The following is a 1,436-nucleotide window of genomic DNA, read 5'->3' on the forward strand; positions in this document are numbered from 1 at the left end:
TACAGTTCGTGACTATTAGCAGCTTACCGAGTCATGGATTATTACTTTTAAACGGTAACGTCGTAACCGCCAACCAGCAAATCAGCAAGGCTGACTTAGACGCAGGCCATTTAACTTTCACGCCGAGCAATAATGAAAACGGCGCCAACTATGCGCAATTTACATTTACTGCGAATGATGGCCATAAAAATTCGGCAAGCGCAACGATGGTAGTGGATGTCAATGCGGTCAATGATGCACCTATCGTTGGATCGAGTTTTATTAGTTCTTTAGAAGATAAGCCTCATGCGTTCACCACCGCAGACTTTAAATATTCTGATATTGATGGAGATGCGTTAAACCACATCACGATTACCAATGTCGCCCATGGCGTGTTATCGCTGAATGGCACCACAGTGAATGTTGGTGATGACGTCAGCGCCTCCGACGTTTCATCACTCATCTTCACCCCAACTCACAACTACTTTAGTTCTGGTGTCAGCGGATTAGGGGCGGTGCAATTTACCGCAAACGATGGTCATCTTGATTCAAAAGAAGGGTCAATACTCATTAATATAGCGAGTGTCGCTGACCCTGCAACATTCAGTGGAGACTCCACAGGAGTGGCAAAAGAAGACATAACACTTCAAGCTTCAGGTACGTTGACGGCGAGTGACCCTGATGGAACCGCAGGGTTTACCGCGGTACAGGGTGGAGCTGGAATAGCCGGAAGCAAAGGCTATGGGCACGCTCATATCGATGTAAATGGTCACTGGACTTACGACCTTGACAACAACCATCCTATAGTTCAACAGCTTAGCGAAGGTCAGACAGACACTGAAACCATCACGGTTCAATCTGCAGATGGCACGCACCATGATATCGTGGTTACCATTACCGGAACCAATGACGCACCGATTCTCGGCGTTAACCAAACATCAACAGCAGCAGGTACATTAACAGAGACAGATTTAGACACTAATGACACTCATACCTTCTCTGTCGTTAGTTCTAACGGTCAATTCGGTTCATTGTCGGTCGACCCAGACACTGGTGACTACATCTACACACCAAATACGTCTATCACAGGAATGAGTTATAACTCTGCCACCAACTCCTATCATGGTGTCGATGTATTCGAAGTAAAAGTCAGTGACGGCCATACTGAAGATTCGAAATTCATCACCTTTGATGCCTCGGGACATGTCACCATGTCACCAACGGGTGGCCTAGTAATATCAACCACAGTGCCTCAACAACCTACGGTTACAACGACACTACCAACCTTGCTAATGATCACCAACGTAGCGCCAACAAACTCGGTGACATTGAATTTGGCATCAACGAGTGACTCGGGTTCGTCGAACACTGACAACCTTACCAACGACACTACGCCAACGATTACCGGACACACTGATATTCCATTCTCGAAAGTCACTATTTACGATGGTTCAACA

At 46.4% G+C, this 1,436-nt stretch carries 1 protein-coding gene; it reads left to right on the top strand.

Annotated elements, in window-relative coordinates:
* Positions 1–1,436 (top strand): VCBS domain-containing protein (locus tag AB4653_RS25730; protein WP_372105646.1); only part of this gene is annotated, 1,436 nt, incomplete at both ends.

The sequence above is a fragment of the Vibrio sp. 10N.222.48.A3 genome, assembly GCF_041475345.1.
GTDB lineage: Bacteria > Pseudomonadota > Gammaproteobacteria > Enterobacterales > Vibrionaceae > Vibrio > Vibrio tasmaniensis_A.